Origin of the sequence: Cryobacterium psychrophilum (assembly GCF_004365915.1) — a bacterium.
Lineage (GTDB): Bacteria > Actinomycetota > Actinomycetes > Actinomycetales > Microbacteriaceae > Cryobacterium > Cryobacterium psychrophilum.
In genome coordinates, this window is the sequence record NZ_SODI01000001.1 from 2,919,942 (window position 1) to 2,934,063 (window position 14,122).

Here is a 14,122-nt window from a genome sequence, read left to right on the forward strand (position 1 = left end):
GACGACCATGTCACAGCTCACGCGCCGCATTGCAGTTCGCCTCACCGACGAGAGGGGTGACGTGCCCGGCTGGGTCCTGATCACGCTCATGACGGCCGGGCTCGTCCTCATCATTTGGGGCCTCGCCGGCCCCGCGCTGAGCGGCGTCTTCGAGCAGGCCATCTCCCGGGTCAGCGGCATCTGAGCGGTGATAACCGTGAAACGGATGCTCCGCGAGGCTCGGGCGCCCGCCCGCGCCTCGTCGGAGAGTGGTTCGGCGGTCGCCGAGTTCGTCATGGTCGCGTCCCTCCTCACCGTGCTCACTCTCGGGGTCATGCAACTCGCCCTCGCCCTGCACGTGCGCAACACGGTGCTGGACGCGGCAGCCGAGGGAGCTCGGTACGCCTCCCTCGCAGACAGCAGTCTTGCGGAGGGAGCCGCGCGCACACGCGACCTGATCCAGACCGCGGTGGGACCGGACTACGCCCGCGGAGTCACGGCGAGCTATGGCTCGGAAGCGGGTTTTCCGAGCGTGCAGATGCGTGTCGTTACCCGGCTCCCGCTTCTTGGCCTGTTCGGCATCGATCGCGGTTTGGAGGTCGAGGGCCATGCGGCTCGGGAAACTGCGGAGTAGCGGCCGCACGGCGTCACCCGCGCGCACCTCGCTGTGCCCGCGTCGCGCCGTCGTTGCCGGTCCCCTCGCCGATTCCGAATCCGGCTCGGCCGCGCTCGAGTTCATCACCGCCGGTCTGATCCTGCTCGTGCCGCTGATTTACCTGGTGGTGGCGATGTCAGTGCTGCAGGGCGGTTCGCTCGCGGTGGAGGGTGCGGCACGGCAGGCCGCGCGGGTATTTGTGGACTCGCCCGACGAGGGCACCGCCAACACCAGGGCCATACGCGCCGTGCAGTTCGCCCTCGTGGACTACGGCCTCGACCCCCGTGCTGCCGACGTGGCCATCGATTGCACGGCTCCAACGGGCGGTTGCCTTGCCCGCCAGAGCGCCGTCACGGTCACCGTGCGCATCCGGGTGACCCTGCCGCTCGTTCCCGATGTGCTCTCGCTGCCGAGCACCGCGAGCATTCCTCTTGAGGCCACCGCAACGCAAATCGTGTCGCGTTTCTGGGGCGCACGATGAACACTCGCGACGTTGGCTCACCGCACGACGAAGGCTCCACCCTGCTCCTCACGATTTTCTACGGTTTTCTGTCCCTCGCGCTCATCCTCGTGGTCGTCGCCGCGACATCCCTCTATCTTGAGCGCAAGCGCCTTTTCACCCTCGCCGACGCTGCGGCTCTCGCCGGAGCGGAGGCCTTTCAATTTGGCACGGTGGAACGGGGAACGACCGATGTCGACCGGGCCCTCGACGCCGCCGACGTGCAGGCAGCCGTTACCGGTTACCTCGCACTGCCGCACGAAGACTTCGAGGGCCTCACGATGACTCAGGCCGTCTCGACCGATGGCCACAGCGCCACCGTGTCGCTCAGCGCGTGGTGGAGACCGCCCGTCTTGACCCTGTTCATTCCGGACGGACTGCCCGTGAATGTGACCGCTGTCGCCCGTTCGGTGATGTGGTAACAATTTTCATACTTCTGGTGTAATGTGCACAGAACGCGTACTTGGCAATGATGGCTTCTTGCTCTGTAAGGAGCTTTTTTCTTTTTGCGTGTGCCTAAGTCCAGTCCAGCCCCGGACCCCGGTTGGTGTGCCGACGCGTCGTCGTCGTTCATCCGGTGCGGTCGCCAGCGGGTGTCATGTACCACCAAGCGGCTGCCCTTCCCCGGACGGACCGTTACGCCTCATGAATGCGCTACTTGATGCAGTTCTCGACGTTGAGATTGTTGAGCTGCTCGACTTCGACACCAATTTTCCCTGTGAGGGCGTTCACCACGACCGCGGCCTCAGCGGGCACGACCCGGCAGAACCCGGCAGCTATATGGTCATCTCCCCGTGCTGTGGTCCCAAGGTCATCCAATGCTCCTCGCGGGTCGTTGCCATGCGCGACTCCGGCGTGCTGTATTGCGGCATCTGCAAGAAGGAACATTTCACGAGCGACTACAGCTTCATCCCCCTGCCCGACTAGGAACGGATGCCTTACTTGGCTCTCACCTAGCCACTACGCTCGATAGCGCGCCTCCCTGGTGCAGGGGAGGGCGATCGGTGAGCGACAAACGAGACCAATTGAATGGCGCGGGCGCCCAAATCGCCACCGAGGTCAGCATCAACTTCGGCTCGAGCCTGGCTGGCCTGCTCATTCCCGTGGTGGGATCACCGGTCGTCGTCGCGGCGCGCCAAATCGTGATGGTCTGTGTCATCCTGCCGTTCTACCGGCCGAAGCTCTCGAGTCTCAGCTGGTGCCGGGTGTGGCCGGCACTGGCGCTGGGCGTCGTGCTCGCCGTCATGAATCTCACTTTTTACGAGGCCGTCGGCCTGCTCGGGCTGGGTATCGCGGCTACGATCGAGTTTCTCGGGCCGTTTGCCCTGGCCCTGGCCACATCCCGCAGGCCCCTCGACTTTCTGTATGCCACGGCGGCAGCCGGTGGCGTTTTTCTGCTCACCTGGTCGGACGGCACACTGAGCCTATGGGGCATCGTGCTCGCGCTCACCGCTGCGGCCTCCTGGGCCGCGTACATTCTGCTCACCAGACGGGTGGCCACCGAATTCGCGGGGCTGGAAGGCATCACGATCGCGAGCCTCGTCAGCCTGGCCCTTGTGGTGCCGCTTGCTCTCTTCACCGTCGATTTCAGCCGACTCAACTGGGGCGTCGTCGGCCTGCTCGCTCTCATCGGAGTGCTGTCCTCGGCGTTCCCGTACACGGTCGACACGTATATTCTTCGCCGTATCACTCCGCGCCTCTACTCCATCATCACGAGTTTCGGTCCCGTGATCGCCGCCGGTTTCGGGGCTCTCGTTCTCGGGGAGTCGTTCACACTTCAGCAGCAGATCGCCATCCTCGTGGTGTGTGTGGCCGCCGGTGCCGCCATCGCCACGCAGCGCGAACGTCCTCGCTCCGACCTTGAGCTCATCGCCACCGCCGTCCCCTAGGACGCTGCTGATTTAGGGGTTGTGGGGAGGCCTGGCGAGTCGTGAGAGCGATTTTTGGCCTGTGTATTTCATGGTGACGCCTCTCATTTCTCGTTTTTGTGGTGGTGTTGATCTTCGCGTGCGGGGCGGTTGCGGTCTCTGATGGCCGTCTGCGGCCGGCGGCCGTGGGTGGCCGTCTTCCGGGGTGTTATCCCATGGCCCAGATCCCGCTCTGGCGGGTGAGGCCGAGGTTCAGAAGCCGTTTAAGGTTGATTCCGGCCGCCCGATTCACCCACCACGCGTTGTTCTTCACGACGCCTCGGTAAGGGACGCGGCGGGACTTGCGTGTCATCCAGGCGATGGAGCGTTCAACCATCGGCCGGTGTTGTCGATAATCGGCTTGGAAGAGCGGATCCTGAGCCCGGACACGGTGCTCCCGGCGTATGGCGTCATGCTCACGGAGCAGCATTTTCTTGCCGCTCTTCGCCGTCGTGCACTGCGTCATGAGGGGGCAGGTGGCGCAGGAACTACCAAAACTTGCGCGCCCCGCAGCACTGAGTGGGCGGGTCTGACCCGCTGGGCAGGTGACCGTGTTCGTGGTCTCGTCGATAGTGAAATCATCGACGGTGAAGCCGCCGGGAATCGCCCGTCCCAGCGGCGGTGGTTTGATGATCGCGGTGTGACCGGCGGCGGTGATCGCGGCGAGAAGCTCACCACTGCCATAAGCAGAATCGCCCAGAACATCGACGTTCTGGGCGCCGATGCTCGTGTCTTTGGTGACTAGTTCCATGCCGCGGGCCGCGTCGCTGTTGGCCAAACCAGCCGCCTTGGTCAGGATCGCCGCGGTCACCAGGCCCGTGTCCGGTTCGATGATGATGTGGCTTTTGAAGCCGTCGACTTTCTTCTGCCGGCTCTTGTGCGCGTGACGGGCATCAGGATCAACGGTGGAAATGACCCGGTCCGGGGCGACCCGCCGCGCAATTTTCCACCGCCCCTCCGTTTCATGCGACCCGTCTGCCGGCTCAACGTCCTGCCCGGCGACCAACGCGAGCAGGGCGACGGTTTCCTGCTGCGCGTCGGTGAGAACCGTCGGGTCAATGCCGGCCAGCAAGGACAGGGCATCGGTGACGAGCGCGGACACGAGGTCGTCGCGAGCGGCTCGGTCATCCCACGCGATATCCGGTTTCCCTGGCTTCGCGTAATCGTGACCGGTCAACGCGGACACGAGCACATCCGCGCCGGGAATCTCCCGGCCCACCCGGCGGATCTGCGCAACGAGCTGTGTGACGGTGTCCTGACGCGCGACAGCGTCCTCCAAAATTGTGGAGTCCAACGCACGTCGCTTCCGACCCGATAACGCCCCGGACTGCTCGATAACCTCGGTCACTGCCTCAAAAATACGGTGGGGGCGCGTGCTGTTCGCGAGGCGGCGGCGCCAATACGTGAGGACCGTCGGATGAAACGACGCGTCCGTCAACGCGAACCCGCAGGCCGCTTTCCACCGCAAGTCGAACGTGACCGCCTCGGCCGTTTCCCGATCCGAGAGGCTATGCAACGTCTGCAACACCATCACCGACGCGATCACATCCGCTGGCGTGGACGGGCGCCCCCGACCGGACGGAAACAAATCCTCGAACGCGTCATCGGGGAACAACTCGTGCCGATGATCGGCGAGGAACTTGAACACGGAACCCGCTGGAAGCATATGCCCCGCCATCGACTCGACATCCAAAAGCTGACGTTGACCATCATCACGACCCTGCATGAATCAAGTCTTAATCATCGGCCCGCAAACCCGAGCAGGCGCGCCTTAATACCCCAGATTAATCAGCAGCGTCCTAGCCCGCGCTCCCGCGCTCCCGCGCTCCCGCGCTCCCGCGCTCCCGCGGCTGTCGGGGCCCCCGAAATCGGTGACTGCTACGGTAACCGGCGTAGCGGCGACCGAAACCGGGGGCGGCGACCGAGAACGGGAGCACCCGCGCCGCTACTCGACGAGGATGCCGAGGTGCGCCGCGAGCAACGGCGCGAGCAGCGCAAGCTGCGCGTCATCGATCGTGGCGCCGCGAAGTCCCTCGAGACCGTGGATGGCCCCGAAATCGCTCGAACGCAGGTCCACGTCCTTGAGCGTGGCACCGTTCACGTCGAGGGTGCCGATGCGGCAGTTCTGCAGCTCGAGCCGTTGCACCGTGGCGCTGCCGAGGTCGAGTTCGTCGATGATGCAGTTGGAGATGAGAACGTCAGTGAGGGTGGCGTTGCGCAGGTTGACGAAGTCGAGTTTGGAACCGTCGATGTGCACGGAACGCATCTGCGCTTCATAGGCCTCGACAGAGCCGAGACGCGCGTGATCGATGCGCACATCACGCCACGTGGACCGCGGGGCGCTGAACACGGGGGCGTGCAGGTCGGTGGCCACCACCTCCGAGAAGGTCACGCCGCGCAGTTTCGTCTCGGTGAACGTCACGCCCACGAACTCACACTCGCGAAACGAGGAGCCCGTGAGATCACGTGCGGTCAGGTCGCATCCGCTGAACCGTTCGGCTTCGAGGTCGTCACCGCTGCGAAGCCGTGCCCCGTCATTATCAGTGAGGTCGTCGAGCCGAATCGTGTCGATCGTGGGACTGCGGGTGCGTGACCGCGCCACGCTCAGTCGGCGACGACGGGTTCGAGCACGAAGACCGGAATTGTTCGCTCGGTCTTGGCCTGGTAGTCCGCGTAGTCGGGATACGCGGCAACCGCGCGCTCCCACCACTCGTCCTTCTCGTCGCCGGTCACTTCACGCGCCGTCATGTCCTGCTTCTGCGCGCCGTCCTGCAACTCCACGACGGGGTGAGCCACCACGTTCGCGTACCAGACCGGGTTCTTGGCGCTGCCTCCCAGAGAGGCGACGGCGGCGTAGCGCCCGTCGTGCTCCACCCGCATGAGTGGTGTCTTGCGCAACTTGCCGGATTTCGCGCCGAGCGTCGTCACGAGGACCACGGGCATACCGCGCATCGTGGTGCCCTCTGTTCCGCCAGAACTTTCGTAGAGGTCAACCTGGTCACGTACCCACTGGGCCGTGCTTGCTTCATATTCTCCGATAAGGGGCATACCCGGCAAAACACCTCGAGAGGCGACAGTATTCCGACGCGTTCAGGCCGCCGTTGCGACAAACAGGTCGCACCGGGTGTCGTAATAGGCATCCGTTACACCCGCATGGCGCATGCCGATGCGTTCGCACACCCGCTGCGATGCCAGGTTGTGCGGGTTGGTCACGGCCACGATCCGTTCCAAACCGTGCGCGAAGGCGTGCCGCAGAACAGCGGATGCCGCTTCGCTCGCGTAGCCCTTGCCCCACGCGTCCGGATGAAAATGCCAGCCAATCTCGGTTTCTCCTGCCAGGTCAACGGCGAGGTTCGTTCCGGAAGCCGGGATGTACTTGAGCACAACCGTTCCGAGTAACTTGCCGCTGTCCGATTCGGTCACCGCCCAGACGCCACGCACGCCGTCGTCGATAAGATTCCAGGCCGTGAGACGGTCGAAGGCATCATCCATTGATGCCATCATCCACGGCATGACGCCGACGTAGCGCTGCACGTCCCAGCGCGAGTACACATCCAGGATGAAGTCCGCATCGGTGACGTACCACGGCCGTAAGAGGAGCCTGTCCGTGCGGAGACGGTGCATGGGGTGCCGATCATTTGTGACACGAAGGCTAGTGCGGACGGTGGGGCGCATAGCGCGGAATGTACCGATATAGCAGTATGGCCCCAAAAAGGCCAACCATGCCCATAACGCCGCTCGCGATTGAAAGGGTGGCGACGCCGGTCAGGCCGGCGACGGCGAGGGGAGCGGCCGCACTACCGGCATCCGCGGTGAAACGCCATGCCCCGAGGAACGCGGCCGGGCCGATTTTGGGCGCCAGGTCGGCGCCGAGCGTCATGAGCAGGCCACTGCCGATGCCGTTGGCGAGGGAGAGAAACATGGCGATGCCGATGAACCACTCCACGTTTGCGGGCAGGTCATGGGTGAGGGCGAGCACGAGGTGACCGGCGGCGAGACCGAGCATGGACGGCAGGGCGCTCCACATGCGCCCGAAGCGGTCCATGATCTGCCCGCTGACATAGAACAGGGCAAAGTCGATGCCTCCCGCGATTCCGATGATGAGTGCGGTGTGGGGCGCGCTGATGCCGATACTCACCGCCCAGAGCGGGAGCATGACCGTGCGGCTTGCGCGCATGGCACCCACGAGAGCGGCGCCCGTACCCAGGCGAACGAGGAGCGCGCGGCTGTCACGGATCGTCGCGAACAGGCCGGGAGCGGGCAGGTCTGCCGGCGCGGCGGCGCGGGTGGGGCGTTGGCCAAAGGTGGCAGAGGGATCGGGCAGCAGGAGCAGGATGACGGCCGCCCCCACGGAGCAGACGATGAACAGCCAGAACGCCGACCGCGTCGACCCGGTGACGAAGATGAGTCCGGCGGCCAAAATCGGCCCGATGAACCAGCCGGCGCGAAACACCCCGCCGAGGGTGGAGAGCGCCCTGGCCCGGTACACGCGCGGCACGTAGCTCGCCATGAAGGCGTGCCGAGCGAGAGCGAAGATGGCGGTGGCGATGCCGATGAGAAATATGCCGACTCCGAGCACCCAGGGGTTCGGCGCCACGAGGCACACGACCACCGAGATGACGGTGAGGAGCGAGGCCCACAGCATGGCGTTGCGCTCGCCGAGGCGGGAGACGACGGCTCCGCTGGGGATATCACCCACGAGTTCGCCGAGCATGATCATGGCCGCGATGAAACCGGCGACGGCGAGGGTGGCGCCGAGATCATTGGCCACGAGCGGAATCAGGGGGATGATCGCGCCCTCGCCGATGGAGAAGAGCAGGGTCGGGAGAAAAGCGGCCATGGCGACCGACCTCAGGCTGAAAGGGCGCTCGGCATTACTCATTGGTGTCGATGCTACGCCTGCCCCCGCCGGGAAACCGCCGGTCCGAGCGCCAACAGGCCGGGTAGGCTGGACCCCGACATGATTGACTTGGACTTTTCGGAGCAGATCGCCGCATTGCGGACCACGTTTGGCGACATACGTTCGGTGGTCGACGTTGAACGGCTGCGGGCCGACATCGCCGAACTCAGCGAAGAGGCCGTCGACCCCGACCTGTGGAACGACACGGAGCACGCCCAAAAGGTCACGAGCGACCTGAGCCATCGGCAGAGCTCCCTCACTCGCATCGAGAGCATCGAGACACGCCTCGACGATCTTGAGTTGCTCGTGGAGATGGCCAACGAGGGGCAGGGCGACCAGGACTCGGCCGATGAGGCCGCGAGCGAACTCGCGAGCCTGCAGAAGCTTCTGGGCGAGTTGGAGGTGCAGACCCTGCTCAACGGCGAATTCGACGAGCGCAACGCCGTCATCACCATTCGCGCTGGCGCCGGGGGAGTGGATGCTGCAGACTTCGCCGAGATGCTGCTGCGCATGTACCTGCGCTGGGCAGAGCAGCACGACTACCGCACCAGCGTGCTTGACATCAGCTACGCCGAAGAGGCCGGCATCAAGTCAGCCATCGTTGAAGTTGATGGGACCTACGCCTTCGGCACCCTGAGCGTTGAGGCCGGCACCCACCGCCTCGTGCGCATGAGTCCGTTCAACTCGGCCGGAAAACGCCAGACGTCTTTCGCCGCGGTCGAGGTCGTTCCATTGATCGAGCAGACCGAATCCATTGAGGTGCCCGACAACGACATTCGCGTCGACGTGTTTCGGTCGAGCGGCCCCGGCGGCCAGTCGGTGAACACCACCGACTCCGCGGTGCGCATCACCCACCTTCCCACCGGAACGGTGGTGAGCTGCCAGAACGAGAAGAGCCAGATCCAGAACCGCGCCGCGGCGATGCGCGTGTTGCAGTCCCGTCTGCTCCTGCTCGAGCGCGAGAAGGAAGCGGCCACCAAGAAGGAGCTCGCCGGAAACATCACGGCGAGCTGGGGCGACCAGATGCGCAGCTACGTGCTCGCGCCCTACCAAATGGTCAAGGACCTCCGTACGAACCACGAAGTCAACAACCCCACCAATGTGTTCAACGGTGACCTGGACGGGTTCATCTCCGCGGGCATCCGCTGGCGTAAGAGGGCGCCGCAGGACTAATCGCTGGGAATAGGTATGTCGCTGTCGCAAAACGGCTGCGGCCTGCCTAGGCTCAAAAGGCCATGATTCGATTTGATCACATCACCAAGAAGTATCCCGGTACAACCCGACCGGCCCTGGACTCTATTGACCTTGAGATTCTGCGCGGCGAATTCGTGTTCCTGGTCGGCGCGTCCGGCTCGGGAAAATCGAGTTGTCTGCGACTCGTGCTGAAGGAAGAGAAGCCCACGAGCGGCAGCATTCACGTGCTCGGCCACGATCTGCGCTCCATCTCCAACCGCAAGGTGCCCTACTTTCGTCGCAACCTCGGTGTGGTTTTCCAGGACTTCCGCCTTCTGCCGAACAAGAACGTGTTCGACAATGTGGCGTTCAGCCTGCAGGTGATCGGCAAGTCACGCGGATTCATTCAGGAGGCCGTTCCCGACACCCTCAAGATGGTTGGGCTGGCTGAAAAGGCACTGCGCCTGCCCCACGAACTCTCCGGCGGAGAGCAGCAGCGCGTGGCGATCGCCAGGGCCATCGTGAACAAGCCCCAGATCCTGCTGGCCGATGAGCCGACCGGAAACCTGGACCCGACGACGAGCGCCGAAATCATGGCGTTGCTCGCGAGCATCAACGCGAGCGGCACCACGGTGATCATGGCCACCCACGAGGCCGGAATCGTCGACAAGATGCAGCGTCGAGTGATTGAACTCGAGCACGGCACGATCGTGCGCGACGAGCGTCAAGGCGGCTACGCCACGGCGTCGATCCCCACCGTTCCAGGTGCAGCGCAGCCCGAGGCCCCCGTGCAGGCACCCCCGGTGTTCACGGCCCCCGTTGTTGCGGCCCCCGCGGCCGCAGCGGAGGTCCCATCCCGCGAAGCGCTGTTCTTCCCGCCCGCGCCGATGCCCGAAGCGGCACGTGAACCCGAAGTCGTTCCCGTGGCTGCAGAACCCGAACCAGAAGTCGAACCCGCCCCTGTGTCGGCACGTTTATCTGATTTCGACAGGCCGGCCGTTCCCTCCCCGCTCGCCCCGCCCGCCGCCGAACCGGAATCCCCGGCCGACGACACAGTCCCCGCCATGACGCGCCCGATTCTGCCGGTGACCCAGCACGACGCACCCGAACAGCTCACGCTGGCCGAGAAGCTCGGGCTTCGTGCCCCGGGCGAGAAACCCGACCAAACCGGCGAGCAGAACGTAGGCCCCACCCGATGAGACTTGCACTCGTACTTTCTGAGGCCGCGAACGGCCTGCGTCGCAACGCATCCATGGTGGTCTCCGTCGTGCTGGTCACGTTCATCTCCCTCACTTTCGTGGGCGCCGCCATTCTGATGCAGATGCAGATCGGCCAGATGAAGACCTTCTGGTACGAGAAGGCCCAGGTGGGCATCTACATGTGCACCGATGTCTCGTCCGGCGAGACGTGCACGGGCGGCGAAGCCACCCAGGAGCAGATTGACGCGGTGGAGGAACAGCTCAAGTCGCCGACCCTGGCCCCGTTCGTGGACAAGTACTACTTCGAAACGCACGAGCAGGCGTTCGAGAACTTCCAGGCGCAGTTCAAGGGCAACCCGGTGGCCGACTATGTGTCGCCGGACCAGCTCAATCAGACGTTCTGGGTCAACCTGATTGACCCCTCACAGTCCGACGTTCTTGTGGAGAGTCTCTCCGGGCAGGCCGGCGTGGAGAACGTGGCTGACCAGCGTAAATACCTCGACCAGATCTTCTCTGTGCTCAATGTTGCCAGTTACACCGCCATCGGGATCGCCGGGCTGATGCTCGTGGCCGCGGCGCTGCTCATCGCCACGACCATCCGTCTGTCGGCGTTCTCACGGCGGCGCGAGCTGGGGATCATGAGGCTTGTCGGAGCGTCGAACCGGTTCATTCAGACGCCGTTCATTCTCGAGGGTGTGTTCGCGGCGCTCCTCGGCTCGCTGCTTGCCGGCGGGGCCATCGTGGCCATTGTGCACTTCTTTGTGCAGGGGTACCTCGGCGTCAGGCTCACCGGATTCTCGCTCGTTGGCATAGAGGACGCGATTCTCGTCGTGCCGATTCTGTTGGTGGTTGGCGCGGTCCTGGCCGCGTTCTCGGCCAACTTCGCGATCACGCGGTACCTCAAGGTCTAGCCTTCGGCCTGCTCGCGCTAGACTGATGGGCTGCCCCGCACAAGCGGGCCGTTCAAGTATTGGAGAAATTGTGCCCAGGGAAAGTGGCGAGAAGGTCGTAGCGACGAACCGCAAGGCGCGCCACGACTATTCCATCGGTGATACGTATGAGGCCGGAATAGTCTTGAGCGGCACCGAGGTGAAGTCCCTGCGCGCCGGTCGAGCGTCGCTCACCGATGGCTACGCCTTCATCGAGGGCGGTGAGATGTGGCTGGATGCCGTGCACATTCAAGAGTACGCCGCGGGAACCTGGACGAACCATCCGCCCCGCCGCAAGCGGAAGCTCCTGCTGCACAAGCAGGAGATCATCAAGATCAGCCACAAGACAAAAGAGGGTGGCTACACCCTCGTTCCGCTGCGCATCTACTTTCTGAACGGTCGCGCCAAGGTGGAGATCGCGGTCGCCAAGGGCAAGAAAGAGTATGACAAGCGTCAGACCCTGCGAGAACGCCAGGACAAGCGTGAGTCGGATCGTGCCATGTCTGCCCGTCGCCACTTGGGTGACTAGTTGGTACCGAGTCCGTCCTTGCGGTAGACTTAAGGACTGCGAAAGCAGTTTGGTAATTCAACAGCGTGTGACAACCACCTCTTTATGGGGATGATCGGTTTCGACATTGTTTGCGCAATTATGAGAAGCGGGTCGAGGATGCAGGGTTATCTCGTAAACGATCTCTGCAAAACAATAAGTGCCAATTCAAACCGCACTGACGCACGTTCCGCTTTCGCCCTCGCGGCCTAAGCAGAACTACTAAGCGTCCGTCAGACTGGGAATGCTCTCTACCCGGATCCTGACGTCATTTAGAGAGATTGCTTCTACATTGAGCCACGGGGTGTAGAGGGACTTTAACGAAGGCTGGGCCTGTCGGAGTAGATGCCAGTGGCAAATTCCGGGGCCGAGAAAGCGATTTCACTGGATACACCCGTAGAAGGCATATGACCACAACAGTGGACCGGGGTTCAATTCCCCGCATCTCCACCACTGGTGATTGTCACACGCAGTTGAATTGCCCGCACGCAGAGAAGGCCCGGAACCATAATGTTCCGGGCCTTTTGCGTGCCCGCTGTCCGGCCCCGTTGCTGGCTGGTATCTTGGGGCGAACCAAGGTGCCCGGGAAGGAACGTGTTGGCTGCAAAAATGCTGCGGCGATGGGTGCCGGGGATCGACACGGCCTTGACGTACCAACGCGCGTGGTTGCTACCGGACCTGCGTGCAGGAATCGTGCTCACGACGCTGCTCATCCCGGTGGGCATCGGTTACGCCGAGGTCGCCGGGCTTCCTCCGCAGGCCGGACTCTACGCCACGATCATTCCGCTGCTCGCCTACGCCGTCTTCGGCCCATCGCGAATCCTGGTGCTCGGCCCCGACTCAGCCCTGGCTCCGATCATTGCTGTGGCCATTCTGCCGATCGCCCTCGGAGACGGTGCACGGGCAGTGGCCCTCGCCGGGCTGCTCGCGATCATGGTTGGTGTGATCCTGCTGCTCGGCGGGATTCTGCGCCTCGGATTTGTCACGGACCTGCTCTCCAAGCCCATTCGGGTCGGCTACCTGAACGCACTCGCGGTGCTGGTGATCATGTCGCAGCTTCCGGCGCTTTTCGGATTCTCCGTGACGGCCGATTCCCCCTTCGGTGATGCGGTCGGCATCGTGGGTGGCATTGCCGCCGGTGAAGTGCAGCTGACCGCGACGCTGATCGGCCTCGGAGCGCTGGCGACGATTCTCGTGGCGACGTGGTTCAAAGCCCGAGTTCCGGGGGTGATCGCGGCCGTCGTGGGCGCCACCGTGCTGACGGCAGCTCTGGGGCTGCAGAATGAACTGCCGGTCGTGGGGTCACTGCCCCAGGGAATCCCGGCGCCGGCGCTCGGCGGCCTGACGTGGAGTGACGTGGGGGCGCTCATTGTGCCGGCGTTCGGAATTGCCCTCATCGCCTTTGCCGATACCGCCGTGATATCGCGCTCGTTCGCGGCGCGACGGGGCGAGAGCGTCGACGGCGACAAGGAAATGAGGGCCATCGGTGTGTCCAATGTTGCCGGAGGCCTGCTCGGCGGCTTTCCCGTTTCCGCTTCCTCCTCACGCACTCCCGTCGCTGAGCAGGCCGGGGCCCGTTCGCAGCTTACGAACGTCGTCGGAGCACTGCTCATCGTGGCGTTCATGCTGCTCGTGCCCGGCCTCACGGCGTACCTGCCCTCGGCCGTTATCGCGGCCGTCGTGATTGTCGCCGCCGCAGGACTCGTTGACGTTCGCGGATTCTTCGCGCTCGTCAGAATGAACAAGATCGATGCCGCCCTGTCGCTCGCGGCCTTCGCCGGCGTTCTCGCTGCGGGTGTGATTGAAGGCATCGCCGTGGCGATCATCCTCTCGCTCGGTGCCTTCATCGGCCATGCCTGGCGGCCGTACCGAGCCGAGCTCGGCAGGGTCGTCGGAGTGCGCGGTTATCACGATCTCGCGCGGCATCCCGACGGTGAACGGCTACCCGGCATCGTCATCGTGCGCTTCGATGCCCCGCTGTTCTTCGCCAACGGTGGTATCTTCGATGCCTTCGTGCGGGCCACGGTCGCCGGCGCTGGTGGCGATATCCGCACCGTTATTCTGGCGGCCGAGCCCATCACCGAGATCGACACAACCGCTATTGATGAGCTCATCGGACTGGACGACTTTCTCGAGTCCCACGGCATCATCCTCATCTTCGCCGAGATGAAGGGACCGGTGAAAGACAAGCTGCGCGAGTACGGGTTGAGCGAACGCTTTCCCCCGGAGCGGTTTGCCGGTACCGTCGGTGCCGCAGTGGACGAGGCGACCGGAACGCTGCGCGGCGACCTCGAGGGAACGGCATGGGGCGACGAGTCCTGATCGGTGCCCGGT

At 64.1% G+C, this 14,122-nt stretch carries 16 protein-coding genes and 1 other RNA gene; 12 read left to right on the forward strand and 5 right to left on the reverse strand.

Annotated elements, in window-relative coordinates; all coding sequences use genetic code 11:
• Positions 1-7 precede the first annotated feature (7 nt).
• The 6 genes from EDD25_RS17620 to EDD25_RS13725 all read left to right on the forward strand — a co-directional run bounded on the left by EDD25_RS17620 (position 8) and on the right by EDD25_RS13725 (position 3,022).
• Complete coding sequence (locus EDD25_RS17620) at positions 8-184, forward strand: hypothetical protein (protein ID WP_166671311.1); 177 nt, start codon at positions 8-10, stop codon at positions 182-184.
• Between the two features lie 21 nt (positions 185-205).
• Positions 206-613: a TadE/TadG family type IV pilus assembly protein gene (locus EDD25_RS13705; protein ID WP_134175526.1), complete on the forward strand. Its 408-nt coding sequence runs from the start codon at positions 206-208 to the stop codon at positions 611-613.
• Positions 588-1,115, forward strand: coding sequence for a hypothetical protein (locus tag EDD25_RS13710; protein ID WP_241986322.1), 528 nt, complete (start codon positions 588-590; stop codon positions 1,113-1,115). The genes EDD25_RS13705 and EDD25_RS13710 overlap by 26 nt, the downstream gene beginning before the upstream one ends.
• Positions 1,112-1,555, forward strand: a complete 444-nt coding sequence (locus tag EDD25_RS13715; protein ID WP_134173958.1) for a pilus assembly protein TadG-related protein — start codon at positions 1,112-1,114, stop codon at positions 1,553-1,555. Before EDD25_RS13710 ends, EDD25_RS13715 begins: the two co-directional genes overlap by 4 nt.
• 223 nt (positions 1,556-1,778) lie before the next feature.
• On the forward strand, positions 1,779-2,060 hold the full coding sequence (locus tag EDD25_RS13720) for a hypothetical protein (protein ID WP_134173960.1): 282 nt from the start codon (positions 1,779-1,781) through the stop codon (positions 2,058-2,060).
• 77 nt (positions 2,061-2,137) lie between these two features.
• Complete coding sequence (locus tag EDD25_RS13725; protein WP_241986323.1) at positions 2,138-3,022, forward strand: EamA family transporter; 885 nt, start codon at positions 2,138-2,140, stop codon at positions 3,020-3,022.
• Positions 3,023-3,209: 187 nt separating this feature from the next.
• Here EDD25_RS13725 and EDD25_RS13730 read toward each other — a convergent pair whose 3' ends face one another.
• From EDD25_RS13730 to EDD25_RS13750, 5 genes are all read right to left on the reverse strand, one after another.
• Positions 3,210-4,766 (reverse strand): IS1182 family transposase, encoded by a 1,557-nt coding sequence (locus EDD25_RS13730; RefSeq protein WP_134173290.1) that lies wholly within the window; start codon positions 4,764-4,766, stop codon positions 3,210-3,212.
• A gap of 219 nt (positions 4,767-4,985) precedes the next feature.
• The gene (locus tag EDD25_RS13735; protein ID WP_134173964.1) at positions 4,986-5,642 is read right to left on the reverse strand and encodes a pentapeptide repeat-containing protein; all 657 of its coding nucleotides are present in this window, start codon (positions 5,640-5,642) and stop codon (positions 4,986-4,988) included.
• A 2-nt stretch (positions 5,643-5,644) separates the two neighbouring features.
• Entirely contained in the window at positions 5,645-6,088 is a 444-nt protein-coding gene (locus EDD25_RS13740) for a nitroreductase family deazaflavin-dependent oxidoreductase (RefSeq protein WP_134173966.1), read from the reverse strand.
• 42 nt (positions 6,089-6,130) lie between these two features.
• Positions 6,131-6,664 (reverse strand): GNAT family N-acetyltransferase, encoded by a 534-nt coding sequence (locus tag EDD25_RS13745; RefSeq protein ID WP_134173968.1) that lies wholly within the window; start codon positions 6,662-6,664, stop codon positions 6,131-6,133.
• A gap of 28 nt (positions 6,665-6,692) precedes the next feature.
• Entirely contained in the window at positions 6,693-7,922 is a 1,230-nt protein-coding gene (locus EDD25_RS13750) for an MFS transporter (protein ID WP_134173970.1), read from the reverse strand.
• 78 nt (positions 7,923-8,000) lie between these two features.
• Here EDD25_RS13750 and prfB point away from each other — a divergent pair, with 78 nt between their 5' ends.
• The 6 genes from prfB (at position 8,001) to EDD25_RS13780 (ending at position 14,110) form a co-directional block, all read left to right on the forward strand.
• Positions 8,001-9,113: a peptide chain release factor 2 gene (gene prfB, locus EDD25_RS13755; RefSeq protein ID WP_134173972.1), complete on the forward strand. Its 1,113-nt coding sequence runs from the start codon at positions 8,001-8,003 to the stop codon at positions 9,111-9,113.
• A 62-nt stretch (positions 9,114-9,175) separates the two neighbouring features.
• Complete coding sequence (gene ftsE / locus EDD25_RS13760; protein WP_134173974.1) at positions 9,176-10,312, forward strand: cell division ATP-binding protein FtsE; 1,137 nt, start codon at positions 9,176-9,178, stop codon at positions 10,310-10,312.
• Positions 10,309-11,223 (forward strand): permease-like cell division protein FtsX, encoded by a 915-nt coding sequence (ftsX, locus tag EDD25_RS13765; protein ID WP_134173976.1) that lies wholly within the window; start codon positions 10,309-10,311, stop codon positions 11,221-11,223. The genes ftsE and ftsX overlap by 4 nt, the downstream gene beginning before the upstream one ends.
• Before the next feature lie 70 nt (positions 11,224-11,293).
• A complete protein-coding gene (gene smpB, locus EDD25_RS13770; protein ID WP_134173978.1) occupies positions 11,294-11,770 on the forward strand; it encodes an SsrA-binding protein SmpB in 477 nt (158 codons plus the stop codon).
• An 86-nt stretch (positions 11,771-11,856) separates the two neighbouring features.
• Positions 11,857-12,241: a transfer-messenger RNA gene (ssrA, locus tag EDD25_RS13775) on the forward strand.
• 156 nt (positions 12,242-12,397) lie between these two features.
• A complete protein-coding gene (locus tag EDD25_RS13780) occupies positions 12,398-14,110 on the forward strand; it encodes a SulP family inorganic anion transporter (protein WP_134175530.1) in 1,713 nt (570 codons plus the stop codon).
• The last annotated feature ends 12 nt before the right edge of the window (positions 14,111-14,122 follow it).

Excerpts from the sequence above, each read along its gene's own strand:
- EDD25_RS17620 (WP_166671311.1), top strand. The coding sequence starts at position 8 with ATGTCACAGCTCACGCGCCGCATTGCAGTTCGCCTCACCGACGAGAGG.
- EDD25_RS13705 (WP_134175526.1), top strand. The coding sequence starts at position 206 with ATGCTCCGCGAGGCTCGGGCGCCCGCCCGCGCCTCGTCGGAGAGTGGT.
- EDD25_RS13710 (WP_241986322.1), top strand. The coding sequence starts at position 588 with ATGCGGCTCGGGAAACTGCGGAGTAGCGGCCGCACGGCGTCACCCGCG.
- EDD25_RS13715 (WP_134173958.1), top strand. The coding sequence starts at position 1,112 with ATGAACACTCGCGACGTTGGCTCACCGCACGACGAAGGCTCCACCCTG.
- EDD25_RS13720 (WP_134173960.1), top strand. The coding sequence starts at position 1,779 with ATGAATGCGCTACTTGATGCAGTTCTCGACGTTGAGATTGTTGAGCTG.
- EDD25_RS13730 (WP_134173290.1), bottom strand. The coding sequence starts at position 4,766 with ATGCAGGGTCGTGATGATGGTCAACGTCAGCTTTTGGATGTCGAGTCG.
- EDD25_RS13740 (WP_134173966.1), bottom strand. The coding sequence starts at position 6,088 with ATGCCCCTTATCGGAGAATATGAAGCAAGCACGGCCCAGTGGGTACGT.
- EDD25_RS13745 (WP_134173968.1), bottom strand. The coding sequence starts at position 6,664 with ATGCACCGTCTCCGCACGGACAGGCTCCTCTTACGGCCGTGGTACGTC.
- EDD25_RS13750 (WP_134173970.1), bottom strand. The coding sequence starts at position 7,922 with ATGAGTAATGCCGAGCGCCCTTTCAGCCTGAGGTCGGTCGCCATGGCC.
- prfB (WP_134173972.1), top strand. The coding sequence starts at position 8,001 with ATGATTGACTTGGACTTTTCGGAGCAGATCGCCGCATTGCGGACCACG.
- ftsE (WP_134173974.1), top strand. The coding sequence starts at position 9,176 with ATGATTCGATTTGATCACATCACCAAGAAGTATCCCGGTACAACCCGA.
- ftsX (WP_134173976.1), top strand. The coding sequence starts at position 10,309 with ATGAGACTTGCACTCGTACTTTCTGAGGCCGCGAACGGCCTGCGTCGC.
- EDD25_RS13780 (WP_134175530.1), top strand. The coding sequence starts at position 12,398 with ATGCTGCGGCGATGGGTGCCGGGGATCGACACGGCCTTGACGTACCAA.